Here is a 21,996-nt window from a genome sequence, read left to right on the forward strand (position 1 = left end):
TCACTCCTTTTCTTTATAAAAGTAGTTATACCCCAATTCAAATATTTTTACAGGTATGTAAAAGATGATTTCGCGAATGTATCAGCGACTAAATTGCTAAATTCTCGTAAATAATACAGATAGTTGTCTCCTCCATAGTTATATCTTTTATTATACATTTTGGCAACGACAACATTATACTTGGGAATGACTAAAATGGTGGGTCCTGTAATGCCTAATATTTGATACGAGCCTTTAGGTACCCTTTCCCCAAGCTCGCTTTGTATAGCGGGTGTGTTTTGAACAAACCAGAAGCATCCGTTTTGTGGTAAGTCCGTGTTTTCGTATTCTGGGCTTTGAAGACTTGTTGCAATTTTAATAACCTCTTTCGGTACGATTTGTTTTCCATTTATGTATCCTTCATTTAAATGTAAATTTCCCCAATAGGCGAATTCTCTAGCAGAAACAAAAAGGTTTTTTTCCGTTCCATCATCTAATATTCCAGTACTGCATATTGCTTCTTCATGAGGATTTACTATTACCTTTACCAAATTCTCATGATACTTTTTTCTCCATCCTGTTTCTTTAAAACCTGCAGGTATAAAGATACGTTCTTTTAATAACGCAGGAAAACTTTTATTATATAGTTGATAAATAAGATGGGTCATCATACGTACGTTAATATCTCGATATGCCCACCCTTGTCCAGGTTCAAATTCTCGATAAATTGTTCCGTCTTCTTTTTCATTTAAACCATGTGAATGCGTTACTAAATGTTTTAAGATTGTCTTACCAAGCAAATTCTCATCATAATCTTTAAAATAATTTGCTGCATAATCATCAAGATGCTTTATCTTCCCTTCATATAGTGCATAAGCAATTGCTAAGCCTAAGTAACTCTTTCTAGCGGAAGCAACATTAAATTGTGAAGACGCCGTTATAGGGGCACTGTTTTCAGTATTGGAATCATTTCCACTATAATGTTCAAGTACCACTTCATTATCTTTCATAATAAAAAGTGCTGCTGCAGAGCTATGATTCCGTTCTTTTATATCTTCTACCCATGAAACTAATTTTTGGTATGTATGCAATGTCTCACTCACCTCTGTATGAAATGCTATATCAAATATTAATTTCGATGAAAATAGAAGATGTCCTTTTATTTGTTTAATTCACAAAATGAAAGAAAAGTGTCTCTACACTCTGAACATGTACATACACCTTTCTTTCATACAATAACTTCATTTATGTTACAAAGTTAAATGAACCACCAGCTCCAGCAGCTAAAGCATCCTCCGCAGCCGCCGCCGCACCCTGCACAGCCGAAACAGCCGAAACAACGTCCGCCGCAACCACCACAACGTCCGCCGCAACCGCCGCAACGTCCGCAGCCGCCGCAGCGACGAGCATCTTCTTGTGCATAATAATATGGATATTGATTTTGATTATCCCAGTACACAACATTTCCAGGGTGATAATCATTTAGATTCAATGATTGCAGTTCTTGTTGAAATTCATTCATGTTTATGACCTCCGTTTATAAATTAAAGTTTCTGTCTAGCATAATTCATCGGTGCTTTTCTATAGGTATTACTTGTTTAATCGGCATAATAAACAGCAATAAATATAGAAATTAGAAACCAATTTCAATACGTACAACAACAAAATATGAGCTTTTACTGGGTGACGTACCTTGTTCGGTTGCCTATTTTTAGATAGCTTGTATGTTGGATTCGTTTTTATAAACGAGATGATAAAAGAAATTTTACAAATATGAAATTATATAAATTTCTCATTTGTAAATATAGGAGAGAATCTTATATTCTTTGTAGGAGCACAATCTGAGGTTTACTTCTTTTGTACAATAAAAGTGAATCAATTATTTCATTTGATGGGGATGATGACTTTCTTTAATAGTTATTAAGAGTTAGTTGGGTACTATGCAGTATTATTAACACTTAAGTAGCCAATACCCTTCAGCAATACTTTATAAATTACTAATCCAACAATTTGATAAATCTTCTTTTTGTACTTTTTCTATTAACCTTTGTACAGAGGGTTCTGGCATTATTTTATATGTAATTAGATTTTCATTGTTAGGGATGATCCAATGAAAATCTAAGTGAGACTCTTTCGAAATCGGTGTTATATCACTATGCAAGTCTTTACTATAGACTTCGAAAACATGATTTATTTCATAATGAAGAGTCTCACTATCTTGCCACTCGTTTTCAATCACTCCTAAAAAGCGCTTAACTTCACAATCTATACCTATTTCTTCTTTCAGTTCACGAATTAATGCGCATTCTGCAGGTTCTCCTAATTCCACATGACCACCTGGTAGAAAAGAATGATGCCCTTTATAATTTGCTATTAAAAGTTTGTTATCTTTTATAATGATTCCTCTTACAATATGATGAAATTTCGTTTTCAATTAGGTTTCTCCTCTTTATCCATTTTCTTAATTAAAGTTAAACAAGTAAACGGTATACTTCTTCTCTATCATAAACATGACCAAGATTTACAAAACGATAGCTTTCATATAACCTTTTTGCCCGAGTGTTCTTTTTGTGTACAATTAGACGAATCTCTTATTCCGTGCCTTTATTTCTTCTACCCATGAAACTATTTTTTGATATGTATCCAATGTACCATTCACCTCTATATGAAATGCTATATCAAATATTAATTTCGACGAAAATAGAAGATGCCCTTTTATTTGTTAAATTCACAAAATGAAAGAAAAGTGTCTCTACAGTTCATACTTGTATATACACTTTTCTTTCAAAAATATCTTTATTTATGTCACGAATTTAAATGACCCACCAGGTAGCACCATTAAAACCGTCAAAACAATTAGAGCAACCACCGCAACCACCACAACCAAAACAACTAAAGCAACCTAAGCAACCAAAACAACGGAATCCACCGCAACGAAATCCACCGCAACGGCCACAACCGCCACAGCGACGAGCATCATCTTCAATATAGTAATATGGATATTGGTTTTGCTGGTCCCAATACACAACATTTCCAGACTGATAATCATTAAGGCTTAACGCTTGTAGTTCTTGTTGAAACTCATTCATTTTCATGACCTCCGTTTATAAATTAAAACCCCATCGATGCTTTCCTATATTTCTGTTCGTTAAATCTAAGTAGAAATAGCGCTATAAACTAAGTTCAATACGTACACCAACAAAATATGACCTATCACTAGATGATGCACCTTGTTCATATGCCTATTTTTAGGTTGTTTTTACTATGGGCTCATTTTTATAAATGGAAATTATAAAATATGAATTTAAACAATAACATTTAGCTTTATGTCATCATTTTCTAGTTCTATAGCTTAAGCGTGGTAGTTTTTTGCGTGATATCTTTTAGTCATAAAAAAACACAGATATTAAATTTTTAAAAAGATGAACTAAGAGTATATTAGTTTTTCGAGAAAGGGTACTTATATCATGTTTTTTTACAACGTAGTACTCTTGCATGTTATTTTATAAATTGCTAAGCCAACAACTTGATAATTCCTCTTTTTGCACCTTTTCTATTAATCCTCGGACTGAAGGTTCAGGCATTATTTTATATGCAATTAGATTTTTATTATTAGGAATAATCCAACTAAAATCTAGGTGAGACTCTTTAGAAATTGGTTCTATATCACTATGTAAGTCGTTACTATCAACTTCGAAAACATGATTAATTTCATAATGAAGTATTTCACTATCTTGCCACCGGTTTTCAATCACTCCTAAAAAGCGCTTAACTTCACAATTGATGTCCAGTTCTTCTCTAAGTTCGCGAATTAATGCGCATTCTGCAGATTCTCCTAACTCAACATGACCACCTGGTAGAAAAGAGTGATGCCCTTTGTAGTTTGCTATTAAAAGCTTTTTATCTTTTATAATTATCCCTCTTACAATATGATGAAATTTTGTTTTCAATTAAGATTTCCCTCCTTTTGTAGTAACATAGCATGTATTCTCATTAAGTCTTTATTATTATTTTTTGTTTTTCTAGAACTATCGTGAATAGATTTTGAATACACCTTTAAGTAATCTTTAACAAATAAAATTACAATACTAACTTCATGTTTTTTGAAAGTGATATCCTCCGAGAATATTAAACTTGTCCAAAATATTCATTTAGTAGTGGCATGATATAAATCATGGGTGTTTCGTAAGGGTGAATTCGATTAATTATGGTAAGTGTGTCTTTTACAATGTCTTGTTTACACCTTATTTCGACTTTACATTCTTGCCCTTCACATATTTGACCGATTTCTCCATCAAAAGGTGTTGCATTATCTAAAGGTCTCCAGTACCCTTTAACTGTGCTGTAAGATAGACAGTTATCGTAATTTCCGACCTTACAAGCGTGAATGTTATTTAATTCATCTCGTAGAGTTTCAATATATTCCTCTGGGATAAATATTTCGATTTTTACTTCATTAAATTCCATGCGCTAGATCACAACCTTTTCTAAATAAAAGTTAGACATATAAACGATATACTTGCTCTTCGTCATAAACATAATCAAGTTTTTTAAATCCATAACCTTCATATAACCTCTTTGCAATAATATTCTCTTTATGTACAGTTAATCGAATCTCCTTACATTCCGTAAATTCATTTGTAATCCATTTAATCATTTCAGCTAAAGCAGTTTTACCATATCCTTTTCTTTGATGATGCTCATCAATCATAAATCCGTTAATCCAATACATGTCCGATGTATTTGGTTCGAATGCATGCATAATGAATCCAATCATACTATCGTCATCATATATGGCTAATGGAATGTATTCGACATTTTCACCATCCGGCTTAATATATACTTTCGCAAGTGATACTGCTACTGGTGGTACAAATGTAGTTTGTTTCTTCGATACTTGTAATTTCAGTGCTTCTTCCCAGTTATCTCTTGTTATTATTTTTAATTGGATATTCATCGTATGGACTCCTTTTTGAATAACAAATTATCCTATTTAAAAAATATCTTTCTTTCATAATTGTTTCTTTATCAGATTTTAATAGTTCGAATACACTTCCTATATATTCAACGATTCGCTATCATTTCCTCTCTAAAAGAATCGAAGTACAGTAATTATAGCGTTAGAAGAACTAACAGCAGACGGTTTACTTAGAGGACAAATGGGTATGGGAACAATTGTAATGAATAATACATGGTCATTATTAGCAACGAATCCTCCACCTAATTGGAACGAGTATGTAAAAACAGGAGTACATAAACCAAGTAAATTAATTGTTCAAGAAATTAATGAAATCGAATCAAACAAAGACTTTATTCAACTTAGTAAAGGTGAACTTTCTTCTGATATTTTTCCGTTAGAAACAATGAAATTAGTTATACATAATGTGTCTAAGGAACTAGATACTTTCGGATATGAAGAACCAAAAGGACTTTTCCCTTTACGCCAGACAATAAGTGATTATGTGAAATCATTCGGTATTCATACATCTCCGTCTTCTATACTAATCGTTTCCGGAGCATTGCAAGCACTACAGTTAATATCAGTTGGTCTTTTGCATAGGGAATCCACAGTTCTACTTGAAAAACCTTCATATTTATATTCGCTTCATGTATTTCAATCAGCAGATATACATCTTTCTGGAATATCGATGGATGAGTGTGGTATCGTACCAAGCGATTTGTCTAGACGAAGTAAATATAATAAAACGAAAAACATTTTATATTCTATCCCTTGTTTTCACAATCCAACAGGTGTCTTAATGTTGGAAAGTCGACGGAAAGAACTTATGAATGTTTGTGAAAAAGAACAACTTCCTATTATTGAAGATGATATTTATCGTGAATTATGGATTGATGAACTACCTCCACTACCATTAAAGGCAATGGATCAAAATGGGCACGTATTGTATGTCGGTAGCTTATCGAAAACACTTAGTCCTGGATTAAGAATTGGATGGGTAATTGGTCCAGAACCTGTGATTGAAAGATTATCAGACATAAAAATGCAAACAGATTATGGATCTAGTTCATTATCACAAATAGTTGCTGCTGAATGGTTGTCTAGTGGTTTATATCAAAAACATGTAGCGTCCGTGAGATTGCAGCTGAAAGAACGAAGAAAAATCATGATACAAGCGCTGGACCTGTATTGTAAAGACATCGCAACATGGAATGCCCCTAGCGGAGGATTGTTTATATGGTTAAAGATACAACCTAAAATTTCAATGAAAAAACTATTTTCAAAAGCATTATCTAAAGGGATTCTTCTTAACCCAGGGCGTATTTATGAAGAGGAATCTGATCAACATATTCGTTTATCGTATGGCTATGTACCTGTCCAAGATCTTACGCAAGGAATCTATCAGATAAGTCAAATTGTTAGGGAATTAATAGAACCATAGAAAAGTCCTCTTCATTTAAGGAAGAGGACTTTCAAGCGGGTACTCATACATTCATATGTTAGGTGTTGACAACTTCCTGATACATTCTTCTCTACCTTTTCATAAACTGTCCAAATCAAATCTTTGAGTTAACTTATAATTGTTTAACCATATTGGTATATAAGAAAGATGAAAATATTTTTGGAATTTCCAATTTAATTAGATTCTATTTGTTCTTCTATTACAAGTAGTAATTCCCACTTTTTCTTTTTAGTTTATATAAAGCGTCTTATTCAAAATCCCTTTTACAAAATCAGTTTTAGCTTCACAATAACCATCAATATTATATCGATAGTTCTCAGCTAATCGATATTTCAGTTCTTCATATTCTTTCCGTGCACCCTCATTTGCTGATAAATAATCCCGTAAAGCGACATGTTCTAAATAGCCTTTCCCATCCTTCGGGCAGACATAGAGGTGGTATTTCATAAAATTATCTTCATTATTTCTTTGAAAAGCTTCACGTCCTTCAACACCTAGATCTCCTTGATGGTGATAACCTTCTTTTTCTAATCGTTCTATAATGTCAGGTAATAGATCGTAACTTTCTATAACTACATCAATATCAATAATTGGTTTTGCTGCTAACCCTTCAACAGAGGTACTACCTACATGCTCAATTCTTAAAATTAAATCGCCGATATAACTTTCAATCATTATTTTGATTTTCTTGAACTCCATTTTCCATTCAGGATTATAAGACATGATTTCTATTATTCTCGTTTTTTCAGCCATTATTATATACCTCCTTATCATAATTTAATTTTTTTCCAAATATAATAAATTGCTCATACGAATCCTCATCAAGCCCTAGAATTTCTGCAAAAGCAGTTTCTATTTTACACCTTTTTTAGAACTATAATATCTTTTCAAATATGAAGTAGTTTCTTAATTTACAATATACATTTTATATCAGCAAACAAAATATGATGAAAATTATTATTGCTAGAAGATGTTCTACAAACACCTTAATTTCAATATATTAAATTGAATCAAAGATGTATTTCATCTCTTCTTTAACAAACCAAAAATATTAAAATGGCAAAGGAGGAAGTATATTGGATATCTTTCCTATACTTTTAATAATTCATATTCTATTTGGGATCATATGTTTAATTTCAGGAGCTGTCGCAATGTCTGCAAAAAAGAGAAAAGGAACTCATACAGAATGGGGTGAAGTTTATCATGCATCTTACGTTGTAATATTCATCACTGCAATTATATTGTCTATTTTACATTGGAATGAGATTGCTTATTTGTTTTATGTCGCACTTTTTTCTTATTCATTTGCTATTTATGGCTATCTTGCAAGAAAAAGACGCTGGAAAAATTGGATTCATCATCATATTAGAGGTATGCTAGGTTCATATATAGGTGCTGTAACGGCTCTTCTAGTGAACATAGGGAATTCTATACCGATATTAAATTTACTTCCTACACTATCGTTTTGGTTTTTACCAACATTGATTGGTACCCCACTTACAATAATGGTTATAAAAAAATATAAAAAGCATACAAACAAGTAAAAAGCTCTATTCCTCTTTGAAAAAATAGACGATCTAAGGAGCAGAAAACTTCTTAAATCGTCTATTTTGACTGTGTAATTCCCTACACTCTTGAAGTATGTTTCGAAATAGCGTTAATTATATTATCCCAATCATCAAAATAAATTTCATGCCCCGTTCCCTCTAGTGGTAGTAACGACGCATTAGGAATTTCATTCGCTAGAGCTAAGCCATGCTCATACGGAAGTGCCGTATCTTCGGTGCCGTGAATAACTAAAGTAGATATATTTATTTTTTTTAATTTCCCCTCATAGTAATCATCACCTTTAAGCAGTGCATGATTAAACATGCTGAGTAGATTGTTTGCTCGTTTTATTTCTTTTGTTACCTGCTTCGTAACTCTTTGCTCATCAAATTTATGCTTTGGTCCACAGAGTAATGCTGATCCTCTAACCAAATAATTCACAACAGATTCGTTATCTGTCCAATCCAATTTACTTCCATTCGCATGATAAGCAAGAATTTTTTCATCCATTGGAGGTAAATTCCGATTGTTTTCATCAGACCCATAAATACTTGATGCAATCAATGTCATTGTTAGGACTCTTTGAGGATGCCTTACTGCGATAATTTGAGCAATCATACCTCCCAAAGACATTCCTACAATATGTGCATGATTAATATCGTATGCATCGAGTACTCCAACAGCATCATCCGCCATGTCTATCACAGTATAATGAGAACTTCCTGGCTTGTAGGTAACGGAACGTCCAACATCTCGATGATCATATCGAATAACGTATCGCCCTGTATCTGCTAATCGTTTACAGAACTCTTCATCCCAGTAAACCATCGAACACATTGCTCCCATAATCAGTAAAGTCGCTGGGTGATTAGGATTTCCAAAACTCTCTGTGCATATATCAATTCCATTAATTTTATTTATCTTTTCTTTCATAATTCATTCCTCATTTCATTCGAATTTGGTCATTTGAAAAAAGGTACATCAAGACAGCCCAAAATTCCCTTTAGAAAAATGAACGAATAGAAATGTACCTGAAATTAACGGAAACGAATGAACTTAATAATCATAATAAGCACTCTCCTTATAAGAAATGAATAAGAGGCTTAACCCCATTGCTAATTATATTATATTTTTGTAACTTAGGTTAATCTATTTCATTACTAATGGATAATGATAAAATTACATGCTGTAAACGATCCGGATAATTCGTAAACATCCCATTTACACCCCATTCAATCATTTTTTTCATATCTTCCTCTTTATCTACTGTAAATGGGTGAACTTCTAAGCCTTGTTTTTGTATTTTTGGAACATCGGTAGCATTCATATATGTATAGTTCATGCCCAAGCCTACACAATAAGTTTTATATGCCTTTAAGTCTTCATTGGTTAGTCTGACTGCTTTTTTGTGTGTTAATAATTGCACCAGCGGAATGCTAGAATTTAGACTATGAATCTTTTTTAAACTTTCTGTGCTAAATGATTGGATGATTATTTTCTCCTTTACAATAGCGGGATCACTTAGTTGGTATCGATTCAGTATTTCTAAAAGCTTTTCTTCCATTCCTAGATAGTCCTCTGGTGATTTTGTTTCAATATAATAACGAGCATCATGGCCAAACGTTTCAATAATCTCTTCAAGCGTTGGTACTTTTACGTCCTTAAATTCTTCTTTTGATAGCTTGGGATGTTTTTTATTAAAGAAGCTACCAGCATCAAGTCTTTTTATTTCTTCTAATGTATGATTTTTAACAAGTCCTGATCCGTTTGTTGTTCGATTTAATGTATTATCATGCATAGCAATTAAGTGTCCATCCTTTGTCATTTGAAGATCTATTTCTATATAATCACCTTTGAATTGTTGACCTAATTTATAGGCTGATATTGTATGTTCTGGAGCATATGCAGATGCCCCTCTATGGGCAATTGTTATGACATGATCTGATTGATTCTTAGCTTTTATATAATTTTTTTCTTTTGTTTGCTGTAGAATAGCAATGCTTATTCCTATCAAGATGCAAACAGTTGTAGTAATAAGTGCTTTTTTCATAGTGATATTTTAACTCCTAATCTTATACTCTATTTATATATGTTACACGATAAAATTTAAGCACGTATAAATATGTTATTAAAGCTTTGTAACAAAATCATTCAGTCTACAAAATAAACAACTGGATAGCTAATGTCTTGATAAAAAATAACCATCCTCTAAGGCTTGGATATACCTTAAAGAATGGTCGCCTTAAAACAGATTTACGATTCAATATTTTTAGGCACTTCTCTTATACCTTTAATCGGTAAGCAAGTACCTATCAGTGCAATTATTGTACAACCCATAAACATAACAGGTAACCCGTATACAGCAAGTATAGATAACGTACCAAAAATAATTAAATCCAGTACAGAATCTAGTACTGATAACAATGAAATTGTTGTTGCACGTACATGTGATGGAATTATATCATTACTCAGCTGTGAATAAATCGGATATCTTATTGCTCTTACAAATCGTAATATAATAAATGCTCCTAAAACGCTCCACAACGTATTTCCAAAGCACGCTGCTAATAGTAATCCACAGACAGCTAATGCACCTGAAAGATTTAATAAAAATATACGAGAGAATTTTCGGGTTAACCACCCTATAGAAATGGATGCAAAATATCCGCCTATTGCAGCGACTGCATATAATATGCCAATTGCAAATACGGGCACGCCTGCATTTTTCAAAAGTAATTGATCATAGTTGTCAAAAACTGCACTCGCTGGAATAAATACAAGCGATATATTTAAGAACATAATAAGTAATTGAGGTGCTCTTCGGATAACTTGTATTCCTTCGATTACTTGTGAATAAGCTGACTCATTATATTCAAATTCCACCGCCGGATTTTTTATAAATAAAAGTAAAATTAATTCTACGAAATGAAAAAGAAGTCCGAGTGTAATTAAAATAAAGAATTGCTCTTCCTTCAAATCTTTCGCAAAATAAGATCCGAAAATAACGGCAATCAACATTGAAATAAAGCTAGCGGATTGAATTTTTCCCATCGCTTTATCCATAAGATGTTGTTCATTCGTTTCTTTTAAAGATTCGTATATTAAGGCTTCATCAGCACCCGAAAAAAATGTGACTGATAAACCATTCAATAAGCTATATAAACAAAATAGCCATATGTTATCAGCAAAGAACAAAATAGAGATACTTATAATTTTTATGCAAGCGCCTGTTATAAAAGAGAGTTTTAAACTGAAACGATCTGCAAAAATACCTGCTGGTACTTCTCCAATTAAAACCGCTCCACTCCAGCACATCAATACAATAAAAATATTTGAAGGAGTTAATCCTCTTTCCACATAAAACAACGTCATAACTGCTTGTAAAAAACTAATTGTTCCAAAAAAATGTACCCAAAATAAAATAGAAATATTATGATTTGCCAGCGTATACTTATCCAAACGTTCTCCTACTTTCCAATATTTATATTCTTCGCGGAAGCAGGAGTGTTAAGTTAGCTTAAATACTATGCACTCCTCTTCCTTTACTTGAGAATGTTTTTAAAGTTTTTAACATGTTAATTCCTCCTTACATTTAATTAAGTGTATCGTAACAAATATTCTTAATATTTACAAAATAAAATTATAAACTGGATAAGATTGTCGAAATGGAAAAAGTGGTATATAATAGGCAGTAACATTACTAGTAATTATTTTAGGTATTCCTAGAATAAAGGAGCGATACATATGAAAATTACTATTTATTTCGGAAGTCATGAAGATCAAGATGTACGTACAATGGATTGTCATTTAGATGTAGAAGATGCAGAAGAACGTGTCTCTGTTTCATAATATAAATCGTAAATAAAATGGGTTGAATCCTCTTCCCTATCGCATTCAGGGCACTTTTTAAAAGGTGTCTTTTTTATGTTTTTCCGGTAAAAATCCCTTTACTTTATAACGATTAAATAGTAAAATATAAATATACGAACAAACGTTCTTTTATTTCAATCGTACTTGAAGGGATGATTTTTACAATGGCTCAAAACAAACGCAGAGGAAGAAAAAAGCATACACCTACTATCTCAAATACAGGCTTTATCGGTTCTGTGTTTATTGATACATTGGAACTACAAAAAAAATCCTATTATTTTGCCCGTAAAAAGCTTCAAATTGTCCATCATGTATTAGATGGCCTTGCAGGCGCAACAAGTTCTTTATTTAAAGAGCATAATATTTCTGCACATATGTCTTGTGTGTATTTACATAAACAAAGGAAGATAGGTTTTGTTCTTTCAACAAAACCTTTTGAACAAGCTGATGGTGTTGCTTATTTTAAAAATTACTTAATTGAAAAGAATTTTTATGATAAGCAAGACGCCGAATTTCAAGAAGTATTTAATACAGGCTTTATTGGGGTGGTATTTGCTGACATATCTAGTATTGATCGATTTAACTTTGATTTTGAAATGAGCATGTTATCAAAGCTAATGAAGGATATGATAATTCCTGTTAAGGAGCTATTCTTACGTCATAATACCCCCGCTTATATCTCTACTTCTCATTTAGAGGAACAAAATAAATTAGGATTTGTTTTATCTGTAAAACCTTATGATGAACGTGCAGAAGCAGATTTATATTTTGAAACATATTTAAAAGAACGTGGCTTATATATTGGGGATGAAGAAGACGAAATTGATAAGATTGTCATTCGAAAAAAAGTTGAATTGATATAGAAAAAATGCAGGATTCCAATAAATCCTGCATTTTTTATTTGAAAGTTTCATTCTCTAAAATAACAACATAATCATTAGTCATTCTACCCGCTTCTTTTGTATAATCAACAAGTCGTTGTATATTATCACAACACAGTTTTGCTCCCCATACGAGTAAGGGAACACCAATAAAATCAATATGTAATCTTCTTGAAAACAATCCTCCAAACGTCATAGGAAGTGGAACTGTTGGTGAAGTATTTGAAAAAATGATTTTTTCATTGTTTTGATACTGATGTTGAAGAATTTCCGCTAAATTTTTCATGGATGGAACAACTACTTTTGATGTCCCGTGTCCTACTGTATAAACCGGATTTCCTCCTTCGTCCCTTCCATGAAAAATTATTTTTCCCATATCAGACGTTTTAAGCTTATTAAAATAGTCGACATTTAAAATTTCTTCTTTTGTCAGTCTTCGATCAGTGGGGAGTTTGTTTAAATGATATGCTGCTGCAAGTGAAGTTGTATGTGTTCCGCCAAAATCTGTATAAATAAAAATCATAATACCATCCCTTATCATAAACGTTTCATAGTTATTAGTATCACCATTTCATCATTTACTAATCAAGAAAGGCTTTGATTTTATAACTTACTTGTTAATTCGTGATATTTTCTCCAAATATAATATCTTCTACTAATTATTGTACCAAGTGGCGTACATAAAAAAGCGTTTGTTACAACGGTTAACATATAATGTGTACCTCACGAAAAAATACCCTTGAGTTTTAAGTTAATATACGATTATGATATCTAGATAGAATATAATACTGAAAGGAAGGTGTATTTCTTTTGAATATTCTCGAAACAGAGCGTCTTACTCTTCGCCTACAAACAACCGACGATGCGGCGTTTATCCTTGAGCTTGTGAATCAACCCTCTTGGTTACAATTTATAGGAGATCGCGGTGTGGGAACGTTAGAAGATGCAAGGATCTATATTTTGAATGGACCGATTCGCATGTATGAGCAATTTGGTTTCTGTCTTTTTTTAGTAGAAAGGAAGGAGGATCATGTTCCGATTGGAATTTGTGGTCTAGTAAAAAGAGATTCCTTGGAAGATGTAGATATTGGATTCGCCTTTCTCCCAAAGTATTGGGCTAAAGGATACGCCTATGAAGCAGCTTCTGCGGTGATGGCATATGGAAAAGATAAATTGGGGCTAAATCGTATTGTGGGGATTACTACTCCAGACAATCACGCTTCAGCCAAACTTCTTGAAAAAGTAGGGTTGCGGTTTGAACGATCGATGCAGCTGGCCAATGATTCTGAAGAACTTAACCTGTTTGCATTTGATAAACGAAAAGAAACCACATAAATAAACAGCAAAGATATCAAAAATAATAACTCATATAAAAGACTCTCCGCTTGGGAGAGTCTTTGCTTTATTTGCTGAATTTTGGCAGAATATCTGTCGGTATAATTATTTCACAGCTTGAACAGATACTGGTTTCCAACCTTTATTTTCAATCCAATCAATATACACTTTATATTTTTTATTGCTTTGCTTATCTCGCACATTACCATAGGCCTTATTCGTTCCGTTATTTCCAATAAAATCATAAATGAGTTGTGATTCAGAAACATCAACAGCGTAGGAAATTGCTTTTTTCATCTCATTCCAATCTGTCGTTCCCTCTTTAAATTGCATGGCAGGTTTTGCCCCTTGCTCTGTACCAACTGGATTCCATTGCTTATTTTGTTCTGTTTGATTTGCATCTCTGTCTGATTGATTTTTATTTATTTTTTCTACATTAGCCTTCTGTTCTTCAATTTTATTATCCTGCTGTTCTTCTTGTTTTTTTACTAGATTTTCATTGTTCTGTTTTTCTTTTTCCTGTACTTTTGGGCTTTCTTTCTCTTGATTTTGCAGTTCTATTAATTCTTGTTTTTCACTTTCTTTGTTTGCTTGTTCCTTTGATGAGTCTGCTTCTGATTGTTTTGTTTTTCGTTCCTCTAATTTATTGTTTTTCGCCTCTTTAGATGCTAATTGGGCTACTTTCTTTTCTTCTGGATGTTCTTTTCCTTTTGTTTGATCAGTAAAAAATAACTGATAAGATACCATGCTGACTGTCAATAATACTAAACTTAATCCAATATTAACAACACTGCGTTGTCGACGGACTTGTTGCTTTTCTTGAAATCTACCTTCATTTCCCATTTCTGAAACCTCCATGTAATTTTTACAGTGAAACTGTATGCTTTGTTCACTATTTTAGAATCCAGTAAGCTTATATGTTGATGAACTTTAAAATTCATCTGTATAGTTGTTAATCCCTTCCTCCTTATCACTTACACACACCTTTATTGTAAATACATTTTCTTACCTAAAATAAGTACATTGTTAAACACGCTTTTTTTATATTACATTTTAATATTCAGAATTTCAACAACAAAATTAATGTTAAGCTAGAATGTTTCTACTATTTTTAATAAAAGCGTCAACCACTCTAAGAATTCATCTACTTTTATAAAAATATTTTACAATTATTGGTGTATCTACAAAAGTTGGGCATAATACACTCACCTTAACACCGTAAGTTTCCTAATGATGTTCTATTTTAACTACATATGAATAGAATTCACTCTATAGGAATACATAAAATATATATGTACAAGCCTACTCACTACATCCTTAGTGAAAATAGAACTCTATAACTTTTGGAGGAATACACATGCCAAAAAAGGTTCTCCTGTTTACAGATTTGGGAATTGACGATGCATTTGCCATCCTGTACACCTTTTTTCGTAAAGATATTCAAATTTTAGGGATTGTAGCCGATTATGGAAATGTATCAAGAGAGAATGCCATAAGAAATATTAACTATTTGAAGTACATTGCGGGAAAAAAAGAGATACTTGTATTCCTTGGTGCTTCTGTACCGTTAACGGGTATATTGGTTCAGTATTTTCCTGAGGTACATGGAAAAGTCGGGTTAGGACCTATCATTCCACCTGAAATTTCTTATCCAGTTTATCCCTTAAATGATATTTACCAAATTATAAATTCAAATTTAGATGATCTTACAATTATCAATTTGGGAAGACTTTCTTCGTTAGCTACGACCTTTGTTTTAAATTTAGAAACAATGCGGAATGTAAGAGAATACATTTGCATGGGCGGAGCTTTTTTTTATCCAGGAAACGTGACTGCGGTGGCTGAAGCTAACTTTTATGCGGATCCTTATGCAGCAAACTTAATTCTGCAGCATGCGAAGAACTTGACAATTATTCCGTTAAATGTAACTCAACATGCGGTTGTTACACCCGAAATGGTCCAACAAATCGATGCATTTCATCGGGAGACACAGGATATTGCAGGACTCATCATCAAGCCTATGTTAGACTACTATTATAATTTCTACTCCAAGTCGAATCCCGGTATAGGAGGAAGCCCTATGCATGATTTTGTAACAGTGTGGTATTTGCTGAATCAAGAGGCTGTTGGTCTTTCAAGAGTACCCATCAAAGTAATTCCCGATCAAGGGGAAGGATTCGGTCAAAGCATTGCAGACTTTCGTTTTGTGACTAATCCAGGTTATAAAACGCATAATGTAGTTTTTCAGTTTGATTATGAAAAATTCAAGAATGATATTATGGAAACGTTCCTAAGGAGAAGGCTGTAGCATTCTTTCGTTGAGAGATAAAACTGTTTCAAGAAATATCCACAAAAAATTGTATAAGTAACCGGTATATCCCAGGGTTCTCTTTATCGAGTAATCAAAGGAAACTTCAAGAAACACAGGGATGCCAAATCTCTGTGTTTCTACTTTGCGATCTATAACAGCAATCCTGTCTCTTTCCCATAAAGTGAAACTTTAATCAGTGGGGGTTTTCTTCATCCCCCACTGATTATTAGTTGAACGAATCGGGCTTTTACGGGCAGTTTATCTCCCACCTAACTTTTTTAGAAAAGCGCAAGCGGCTCGCTCAGAATCGCAGGGCGTTGGAACCCCCGACAGAGAGGCGCTTTTTGCCTCGTCCGAGAGGGCGAAACGACCGGAGATTCTAGCCGCTAGAGCTGGACAATGCTTTCGCCGGATTTTGAGGTGGGAGTATTACTGCCCACAAATAGCGGGATAAACCAGTGGTATTCATACAAACTAGATGTTTATGCTAATTTGTTTATTTGATTTATTTATTATACAAATACAGTGCGTGAAATTGCTTGCTTGAGTATTTATCCCTCTAGAATTAGTGATACCAACAACAAAATACAAATTTCACACATTAAGCAAAATAAAAAGGTAAACAAGCTGGATTTTCACACACTAAGGATGTCCAGCTTGTTTACTTTATTGCTAAGGTGACATAGGAGTTATTTGTATTTCCCTAAAAAGAGGCATCATTCAAAACTTTCTCCCATTGATCCATGACTCATGTTTTTTCCGTAAAATATTTCATCCATTTCCGTTTTTAATTTTTTTGTAATTTCCTCTTGTTCTTTTACGGATAATTTTTCTTGTGTATATCCAAATAGATAGTTGTTTAAGTCAAATTCTTTTAGTTTACATTTTGTATGAAAGATATGCTCTTGATAAACATTGACATCAATCATATCATAGAGATTTTTCACATTATTTGGAATGTAATTTTGGATAGAACTTATTTCATGGTCAATAAATAACTTGTTACCTGTTATATCTCTTGTAAATCCCCGAACGCGGTAATCAATTGTCATAATATCTGTATCAAATGAGTGGATAAGGTAATTTAAAGCCTTAAGAGGTGAGATTTCACCGCATGTAGCTACATCAATATCCGCTCTAAAAGTGCTAATACCTTCATCTGGATGATATTCAGGATACGTATGAACCGTTATATGACTTTTATCTAACTGCATAACAACTGAATCAGGAAGAGGTCCAGGTGATTCAGTGAATGATTCTGTCGGCACTTCTACCACGGGACCTTCTGATACTAATATAGTTACGCTCGCCCCTTGTGGTACATAGTCTTGTTTAGCAATATTCAGTACATGCGCACCTATAATGTCCGAGACATTTTTCAAAATCTTAGTTAATCTGTCTGCATTATATTGTTCATCTATGTATTCTATATAAGCTTCTCGTTCTTCTTTTGTTCTTGTATAGCAAATATCATACATGTTAAAACTTAATGATTTTGTGAGGTTATTAAAACCATGTAATTGAATCCTTTGTTCTGGTGTTAGGTTCATGATAAAATGCCCCATTCTTTTTTCTGATCAATACTATTTTATAAATCCTTTATGAAATATAGTTCCATTCTACAATTTTTTCATGCATCCTCTTTTTGAATTAAGATTACTTGTAATATACAAGTTATTTCTAATTCGTTGGTGATGGCTATTATTATATTGTTATGGATTATTTTAATTTTATTGTAAAAATACGGTAATTGAAATTTAGAATAGCAGCTATGTAAAATTTGAATGAAGAAACCATTGTGAGTAAATGCATCAAAAAAGAAAAGATGTGTAAACTTAGATTAGCTTACACATCTTTTCTTTTTTCTATGTTTAAAACTAATTAAATACTGCGCCGATTTTTATAATTACTCTCAATTATATTCCAAATCAAAACACTACTTTTTTAAATCTTTTTTCGTTACTTCACTTCTAATATTTACATCTTTTGAGAATTCAGTATCATTTTTTAGGTTATTTGGATAGTTGCTTTTTTGTTTTCGATTATCATTCCGATTCGTCATGAATGATCCCTCCTCTTATAAACGTTCGTACCTATTTTGTACAAAAGGAACTATTTCATACTGATAATTTCATGAGTATAGTCCCGTTCAACTTACGCAATCCGATTTAACACAATGTTTTCAATATTTCTCCAAGCGATTTGGACATGCTAAAGAATGAGGTGACTGTTATGAAAAATGAAATATTAAAGTTAGTACCAGAAGCGGTAAAAAAGTTAATCCAGAAAGACGTTAAAGAAAGAAACAAGCGCATCATTGATTTAATTATCGATGATGCAACTGCATATGAATTTGAACCAGACCAAGTAGTTCCTTGTATCATGGCTGCTTATTATGCTTACGAGTCCACCCCTTATCCTAGTGAAATGGAAGATGAATGGATGAAGATCTTAGTTTTTCACACAGCTACTCGTTCAGCGATGAAACTTTTATCTTACGGTAAATTTAAAGCAAAGCGATCAGAGAGTGGATGGATGAAGTATACAGGTCATTGAATGATCCCATTTTGAAGTGAGAGATTCCTATTAACTAACATATTCGCTGGAATCTCTTATTTCGCAATGGAATTTTCACAGAACATATGACTGTTTCATGCTCAATAGGCATCGTACATTTCGTTCGAAAAAATTTTCACGAAAAGTTACACATGCTATATATCTTCTAACGAGCCCTAATATTTTTTATTTTCCAATTAAATACAGTGCGTGAAATTAATGTTTGTATGCATGAAAAAGAACCCATCATTTACGAATAGGTTCTTTTTCTAGTAACTTGTATGATTAATGTGTATGGTTATATTTCGATAACAATGGAATTCGTTTTGCAATGGATGCATAAATTACAAATACCATTTGTGTTAATGGTTCTAATTTTCGCGTACTTTGCATTACTATGCCGCAAGTTATAAATGACAGGAATGCTCCACCAATTATATCTGCTGGATAATGGACACCAACGTAAATACGTGAAACTCCAACTAGTACGGCCCAAATTAATGCAATATATTTTAATCTTTCCCCTCTCAATAGCATCGTAAATGCTATTGAAAATACAAGTACAGAATGATCACTTACAAATGATGAATCTACTGCATGTGGCACTAATTGATGAACATGATAAGTTACAAAAGGTCGCGCATGATAATATACTGCATGAATGAAAACATTTAACAGCAATGAAACTCCGACTGTAAGAACAGTATATACAACAGTATATTGTTTTTGAATCGCCATTTCTTTTTTAGTATTACTAAACCATAAAATAAGCATAAAAAGAATCGCCATGTAAGGCGCGCTATTCGTAATCATAATCATGATCTTATCTGAAATGATTGAGGTTCCCGCTAAATTATTAATCCATTGAAATACTGTGTAGTTCATATCTACCCTCTCCTTATTTTCATTACATTCGTACTTTAAGAAAGTACAAGTTCTATTGGTTACACAGTATACAACAGTAATATGAAAATACTTTGAAACTTTTCTCATCTATTTCTCATTTTCATGTAAAACATAAGGAAACGAAATTGTAACTGATGTACCTTCTTTCTCCCTACTTTCTAATATAATGTTTCCATTATATTTTTCTACAAGCCGTCTTGCGATGGAAAGCCCCAGGCCATTTCCACCCTGTTTACGACTCCTTGCTTTATCCACCCTATAAAAACGATTAAGTACATATGGTAAATCCGATTCGGGTATTCCGTCGCCATGATCTACAATACGTATAGTAATATTTTCTTTTTGCATGTTTGTTTGAATACAAATGTATTTATCATTTGCTTTGGTATATTTAATTGCGTTATCTAGTATGATAATCATTATTTGCTCTAAATAAGGTGTTGGTATAGCCACGTAAGCCTCTTCGGCATATAATTGTATATCGAATTCGAATTCAGTTTGAAGAACTTCAAAGTTTTGGATTACTTGTTTTAATACAGTATTTACATGTACAGGCTCGACTGCTAATGAGGGCATTTGCTCTGATTCTGCTCTAGATAACTCTAATAATTCTGAGACTAATTTATTCAATCTATCCACTTCTTTTAAACTAGATTGAAGTGACTTTTGTAGAATAACAGGATCATCCTTTCCCCAACGGTTTAACATGGATAAATGGCCTTGAATAATTGTAAGGGGTGTTCGAAGTTCATGTGATGCATCTTCAACAAACTGTTTTTGTTGTAAAAAAGACTTTTCTACATCATCCATTAATTCATTAAATAGAATGCCTAGCTTTGCAAGTTCATCATTATTTTCCCGTACAGGAACTCTTTCTTTTAACCCGTTTGTTTTAATTCGATTCATCGTATCAGTTATATTCTGAACACTTAATAAAAGTTGTTTAGCAATAATTGTTCCACCTAAAAAACTAAGTATAAGTCCACCGATACCAGCTGCAACCATTACAACGAAAATGATTTTCAACAAATGATCGAAAGCTTCTAAATTTTTTCCAACCTCAATTGTTCCCATAAATGTTGCTGTTTGAATCGGCATACGTTCAATTAATATTCTATCTTCTAAATGCCTCTTTATATAAGCTTCAGGTTGGGTAACCGATTTAGGGGGCGCCCACCTCGGATTAAAATCACGAGAAATCGAGACAATTGGTTGTCCATCTTTATCTAAAATTCGAATAATCTGATGTTTATCATTCATATTATTAAGAAAGTCTTTACTGTTTTCAATCGTTTGGTTAGAAAGTGTTTCTTTTTTATCAGTAAAATATGCTGCTATTTCTTTCACTTGCCTGTTCATTTGTTTCTTTTCATAGTCTACTGTCCATTGATTAATCACAATATACTGTAAAACATTATATAAAGCGAACAAGATAAATAATAACGTAGTTGACCAAAGAGTTAGTTTCCATTTTATCGGAAGGTTTCGAATGCGCTGTGCAAAATTTTTGATCATCTCATCACATATCCAGCCCCTCTAACAGTCTGGATATACTCCTCCTTATCTACACCATGTAATTTGTTTCGTAAATAGCGAACATATACATCAACAATATTTGTTTCTACAATCGCATCGTAACCCCACACTTGCTCTAAAAGTATATCTCGTGTAAGTACGCGGTTAATATTCTTCATAAACATGAGTAATAACTCAAATTCTTTGTTCGTTAATTCAATGATTTCATCATTTTTTCTTAGCGTTCTTGATTCTACATGTAACTGTAAATCTTTAAAAGCAAGCAAAAGTGTTGGCTTACTTTCTTCTTTTTGTTCGCGTCTAAATATAACACGTATTCGTGCAAGGAGTTCTTCAATTGCAAATGGCTTCGGTAAGTAATCATCAGCGCCGCTATCTAATCCTGTAACACGATCCATAATACTATCACGCGCTGTTAACATAATGATGGGAGTATTCTTCGTCGCACGCAGTCTACGACATACTTCAATCCCATTGAGTCCTGGTAACATCAAATCAAGAAGTATAATATCATAGTTCTTCTCTATGGCTGCTTCCAATCCTTTTCGCCCATCGTATTGTACCTCTACTGCATATCCTTCATATTTTAATTCTAACTCTAAAAATTCAGCTAAACTTTCTTCATCTTCAATTATTAATATATGATGCAACC

23 protein-coding genes and 2 pseudogenes are annotated in these 21,996 nt (G+C 32.9%); 6 read left to right on the forward strand and 19 right to left on the reverse strand.

Annotated features, from left to right (window positions below; genetic code table 11):
• Positions 1–47: 47 nt before the first annotated feature.
• From NSQ40_RS13255 to NSQ40_RS13290, 7 genes are all read right to left on the reverse strand, one after another.
• Positions 48–1,070 carry a serine hydrolase domain-containing protein gene (locus NSQ40_RS13255; protein WP_098715781.1) on the reverse strand — a complete coding sequence of 341 codons (1,023 nt, stop codon included), beginning with the start codon at positions 1,068–1,070 and terminating at the stop codon, positions 48–50.
• Positions 1,071–1,237: 167 nt separating this feature from the next.
• Positions 1,238–1,501 (reverse strand): heterocycloanthracin/sonorensin family bacteriocin, encoded by a 264-nt coding sequence (locus NSQ40_RS13260; RefSeq protein ID WP_098715782.1) that lies wholly within the window; start codon positions 1,499–1,501, stop codon positions 1,238–1,240.
• 465 nt (positions 1,502–1,966) lie between these two features.
• Positions 1,967–2,413, reverse strand: a complete 447-nt coding sequence (locus NSQ40_RS13265; protein WP_003207257.1) for an NUDIX domain-containing protein — start codon at positions 2,411–2,413, stop codon at positions 1,967–1,969.
• Positions 2,414–2,792: 379 nt separating this feature from the next.
• Complete coding sequence (locus NSQ40_RS13275) at positions 2,793–3,068, reverse strand: heterocycloanthracin/sonorensin family bacteriocin (RefSeq protein WP_258248398.1); 276 nt, start codon at positions 3,066–3,068, stop codon at positions 2,793–2,795.
• A gap of 414 nt (positions 3,069–3,482) precedes the next feature.
• Positions 3,483–3,929 carry an NUDIX domain-containing protein gene (locus NSQ40_RS13280; protein WP_258248397.1) on the reverse strand — a complete coding sequence of 149 codons (447 nt, stop codon included), beginning with the start codon at positions 3,927–3,929 and terminating at the stop codon, positions 3,483–3,485.
• 178 nt (positions 3,930–4,107) lie between these two features.
• Positions 4,108–4,446: a divalent cation tolerance protein CutA gene (gene cutA / locus NSQ40_RS13285; protein ID WP_033796183.1), complete on the reverse strand. Its 339-nt coding sequence runs from the start codon at positions 4,444–4,446 to the stop codon at positions 4,108–4,110.
• Between the two features lie 31 nt (positions 4,447–4,477).
• Positions 4,478–4,936 (reverse strand): GNAT family N-acetyltransferase, encoded by a 459-nt coding sequence (locus NSQ40_RS13290; protein WP_003197946.1) that lies wholly within the window; start codon positions 4,934–4,936, stop codon positions 4,478–4,480.
• A 139-nt stretch (positions 4,937–5,075) separates the two neighbouring features.
• On the opposite strand from NSQ40_RS13290, the pseudogene NSQ40_RS13295 reads away from it, so the two are divergent.
• Positions 5,076–6,380, forward strand: a pseudogene (locus NSQ40_RS13295) (aminotransferase-like domain-containing protein); the annotation flags it as partial.
• Between the two features lie 249 nt (positions 6,381–6,629).
• Here NSQ40_RS13295 and NSQ40_RS13300 read toward each other — a convergent pair.
• Positions 6,630–7,154: a GrpB family protein gene (locus NSQ40_RS13300; protein ID WP_003197949.1), complete on the reverse strand. Its 525-nt coding sequence runs from the start codon at positions 7,152–7,154 to the stop codon at positions 6,630–6,632.
• 323 nt (positions 7,155–7,477) lie between these two features.
• Here NSQ40_RS13300 and NSQ40_RS13305 point away from each other — a divergent pair, with 323 nt between their 5' ends.
• Positions 7,478–7,945: a DUF2306 domain-containing protein gene (locus tag NSQ40_RS13305; protein ID WP_018765964.1), complete on the forward strand. Its 468-nt coding sequence runs from the start codon at positions 7,478–7,480 to the stop codon at positions 7,943–7,945.
• Positions 7,946–8,027: 82 nt separating this feature from the next.
• Here NSQ40_RS13305 and NSQ40_RS13310 read toward each other — a convergent pair whose 3' ends face one another.
• From NSQ40_RS13310 to NSQ40_RS13320, 3 genes are all read right to left on the reverse strand, one after another.
• Positions 8,028–8,882, reverse strand: a complete 855-nt coding sequence (locus NSQ40_RS13310; RefSeq protein ID WP_097787278.1) for an alpha/beta fold hydrolase — start codon at positions 8,880–8,882, stop codon at positions 8,028–8,030.
• 211 nt (positions 8,883–9,093) lie between these two features.
• The gene (locus tag NSQ40_RS13315; protein ID WP_003197954.1) at positions 9,094–9,999 is read right to left on the reverse strand and encodes a glycerophosphodiester phosphodiesterase; all 906 of its coding nucleotides are present in this window, start codon (positions 9,997–9,999) and stop codon (positions 9,094–9,096) included.
• Between the two features lie 203 nt (positions 10,000–10,202).
• A complete protein-coding gene (locus tag NSQ40_RS13320; protein ID WP_003197956.1) occupies positions 10,203–11,408 on the reverse strand; it encodes an MFS transporter in 1,206 nt (401 codons plus the stop codon).
• Between the two features lie 563 nt (positions 11,409–11,971).
• Here NSQ40_RS13320 and NSQ40_RS13325 point away from each other — a divergent pair.
• The gene (locus tag NSQ40_RS13325; RefSeq protein WP_003197958.1) at positions 11,972–12,682 is read left to right on the forward strand and encodes a hypothetical protein; all 711 of its coding nucleotides are present in this window, start codon (positions 11,972–11,974) and stop codon (positions 12,680–12,682) included.
• A gap of 34 nt (positions 12,683–12,716) precedes the next feature.
• Here the strand turns inward: NSQ40_RS13325 and NSQ40_RS13330 are convergent, their stop codons facing one another.
• Entirely contained in the window at positions 12,717–13,223 is a 507-nt protein-coding gene (locus tag NSQ40_RS13330) for a DUF3189 family protein (RefSeq protein ID WP_018765970.1), read from the reverse strand.
• 80 nt (positions 13,224–13,303) lie between these two features.
• Positions 13,304–13,420: pseudogene (locus NSQ40_RS29465) on the reverse strand (DUF1453 domain-containing protein); the annotation flags it as partial.
• Between the two features lie 90 nt (positions 13,421–13,510).
• On the opposite strand from NSQ40_RS29465, the gene NSQ40_RS13335 reads away from it, so the two are divergent.
• Complete coding sequence (locus NSQ40_RS13335; RefSeq protein ID WP_003197962.1) at positions 13,511–14,035, forward strand: GNAT family N-acetyltransferase; 525 nt, start codon at positions 13,511–13,513, stop codon at positions 14,033–14,035.
• 105 nt (positions 14,036–14,140) lie between these two features.
• Here the strand turns inward: NSQ40_RS13335 and NSQ40_RS13340 are convergent, their stop codons facing one another.
• Positions 14,141–14,878, reverse strand: coding sequence for a YrrS family protein (locus tag NSQ40_RS13340; RefSeq protein ID WP_033797624.1), 738 nt, complete (start codon positions 14,876–14,878; stop codon positions 14,141–14,143).
• A gap of 514 nt (positions 14,879–15,392) precedes the next feature.
• Between NSQ40_RS13340 and NSQ40_RS13345 the strand changes: the two genes are divergently transcribed.
• Entirely contained in the window at positions 15,393–16,343 is a 951-nt protein-coding gene (locus tag NSQ40_RS13345; protein ID WP_003197967.1) for a nucleoside hydrolase, read from the forward strand.
• A 719-nt stretch (positions 16,344–17,062) separates the two neighbouring features.
• On the opposite strand, the gene speD is transcribed toward NSQ40_RS13345, so the two are convergent.
• Both speD and NSQ40_RS13355 read right to left on the reverse strand, forming a co-directional pair.
• Positions 17,063–17,896: an adenosylmethionine decarboxylase gene (gene speD, locus NSQ40_RS13350; RefSeq protein ID WP_033797625.1), complete on the reverse strand. Its 834-nt coding sequence runs from the start codon at positions 17,894–17,896 to the stop codon at positions 17,063–17,065.
• Positions 17,897–18,282: 386 nt separating this feature from the next.
• Positions 18,283–18,408, reverse strand: a complete 126-nt coding sequence (locus tag NSQ40_RS13355) for a hypothetical protein (protein WP_003207249.1) — start codon at positions 18,406–18,408, stop codon at positions 18,283–18,285.
• A gap of 170 nt (positions 18,409–18,578) precedes the next feature.
• Between NSQ40_RS13355 and NSQ40_RS13360 the strand changes: the two genes are divergently transcribed.
• Positions 18,579–18,902: a hypothetical protein gene (locus tag NSQ40_RS13360; RefSeq protein WP_018765975.1), complete on the forward strand. Its 324-nt coding sequence runs from the start codon at positions 18,579–18,581 to the stop codon at positions 18,900–18,902.
• A 285-nt stretch (positions 18,903–19,187) separates the two neighbouring features.
• Here the strand turns inward: NSQ40_RS13360 and NSQ40_RS13365 are convergent, their stop codons facing one another.
• The 3 genes from NSQ40_RS13365 to NSQ40_RS13375 all read right to left on the reverse strand — a co-directional run bounded on the left by NSQ40_RS13365 (position 19,188) and on the right by NSQ40_RS13375 (position 21,994).
• Positions 19,188–19,787, reverse strand: a complete 600-nt coding sequence (locus NSQ40_RS13365; RefSeq protein ID WP_018765976.1) for an undecaprenyl-diphosphatase — start codon at positions 19,785–19,787, stop codon at positions 19,188–19,190.
• Between the two features lie 108 nt (positions 19,788–19,895).
• The gene (locus NSQ40_RS13370; protein WP_033797627.1) at positions 19,896–21,323 is read right to left on the reverse strand and encodes a HAMP domain-containing sensor histidine kinase; all 1,428 of its coding nucleotides are present in this window, start codon (positions 21,321–21,323) and stop codon (positions 19,896–19,898) included.
• The gene (locus NSQ40_RS13375) at positions 21,320–21,994 is read right to left on the reverse strand and encodes a response regulator transcription factor (RefSeq protein WP_003203539.1); all 675 of its coding nucleotides are present in this window, start codon (positions 21,992–21,994) and stop codon (positions 21,320–21,322) included. The genes NSQ40_RS13370 and NSQ40_RS13375 overlap by 4 nt, the downstream gene beginning before the upstream one ends.
• Between the last annotated feature and the right edge of the window lie 2 nt (positions 21,995–21,996).

This window comes from Bacillus sp. FSL K6-6038 (assembly GCF_038050455.1).
GTDB lineage: Bacteria > Bacillota > Bacilli > Bacillales > Bacillaceae_G > Bacillus_A > Bacillus_A pseudomycoides.

Excerpts from the sequence above, each read along its gene's own strand:
- NSQ40_RS13275 (WP_258248398.1), bottom strand. The coding sequence starts at position 3,068 with ATGAATGAGTTTCAACAAGAACTACAAGCGTTAAGCCTTAATGATTAT.
- NSQ40_RS13370 (WP_033797627.1), bottom strand. The coding sequence starts at position 21,323 with ATGATCAAAAATTTTGCACAGCGCATTCGAAACCTTCCGATAAAATGG.
- NSQ40_RS13325 (WP_003197958.1), top strand. The coding sequence starts at position 11,972 with ATGATTTTTACAATGGCTCAAAACAAACGCAGAGGAAGAAAAAAGCAT.
- NSQ40_RS13365 (WP_018765976.1), bottom strand. The coding sequence starts at position 19,787 with ATGAACTACACAGTATTTCAATGGATTAATAATTTAGCGGGAACCTCA.
- speD (WP_033797625.1), bottom strand. The coding sequence starts at position 17,896 with ATGAACCTAACACCAGAACAAAGGATTCAATTACATGGTTTTAATAAC.
- NSQ40_RS13360 (WP_018765975.1), top strand. The coding sequence starts at position 18,579 with ATGAAAAATGAAATATTAAAGTTAGTACCAGAAGCGGTAAAAAAGTTA.
- NSQ40_RS13355 (WP_003207249.1), bottom strand. The coding sequence starts at position 18,408 with ATGACGAATCGGAATGATAATCGAAAACAAAAAAGCAACTATCCAAAT.
- NSQ40_RS13345 (WP_003197967.1), top strand. The coding sequence starts at position 15,393 with ATGCCAAAAAAGGTTCTCCTGTTTACAGATTTGGGAATTGACGATGCA.
- NSQ40_RS13300 (WP_003197949.1), bottom strand. The coding sequence starts at position 7,154 with ATGGCTGAAAAAACGAGAATAATAGAAATCATGTCTTATAATCCTGAA.
- NSQ40_RS13260 (WP_098715782.1), bottom strand. The coding sequence starts at position 1,501 with ATGAATGAATTTCAACAAGAACTGCAATCATTGAATCTAAATGATTAT.
- NSQ40_RS13330 (WP_018765970.1), bottom strand. The coding sequence starts at position 13,223 with ATGATTTTTATTTATACAGATTTTGGCGGAACACATACAACTTCACTT.
- NSQ40_RS13315 (WP_003197954.1), bottom strand. The coding sequence starts at position 9,999 with ATGAAAAAAGCACTTATTACTACAACTGTTTGCATCTTGATAGGAATA.
- NSQ40_RS13340 (WP_033797624.1), bottom strand. The coding sequence starts at position 14,878 with ATGGGAAATGAAGGTAGATTTCAAGAAAAGCAACAAGTCCGTCGACAA.
- cutA (WP_033796183.1), bottom strand. The coding sequence starts at position 4,446 with ATGGAATTTAATGAAGTAAAAATCGAAATATTTATCCCAGAGGAATAT.
- NSQ40_RS13290 (WP_003197946.1), bottom strand. The coding sequence starts at position 4,936 with ATGAATATCCAATTAAAAATAATAACAAGAGATAACTGGGAAGAAGCA.
- NSQ40_RS13310 (WP_097787278.1), bottom strand. The coding sequence starts at position 8,882 with ATGAAAGAAAAGATAAATAAAATTAATGGAATTGATATATGCACAGAG.